General features: G+C 68.4%; 1 protein-coding gene. It reads left to right on the top strand.

Annotation, left to right across the window (positions count from 1 at the left end):
- Positions 1–46: 46 nt before the first annotated feature.
- Positions 47–304: transposase (locus AC5WS8_RS39475; RefSeq protein WP_496108288.1), on the top strand; the 258-nt coding region annotated here is incomplete at its 3' end.

Here is a 304-nt window from a genome sequence, read left to right as displayed (position 1 = left end):
GGGAGTGTCCAATAGACGGCGGATCCGATGATCAAGGAGACGCCTGATGAGCGAGACCATCACCGAGCACGAGGCCGTGGAGGCGGCGGTCGTCGAGTCCGCCGCGGAGGCGGTGTCGGACGAGCGGTTGATCGCGATGCTGGTCGACCGTGCCCGCTCCGACGGGCTGCAGCTGACCGGTGAGGGCGGGCTGCTGCAGCAGCTGACGAAGCGGGTGCTGGAGTCCGCCCTGGAAGGCGAGATCACCGATCACGTCGGCTATGACAAGCACGACGCGGCCGGCCGGAACAGCGGCAACAGCCGG

Source organism: Streptomyces sp. PTL18, assembly GCF_059510295.1.
This window is presented reverse-complemented; position numbering and strand designations above follow the sequence as displayed.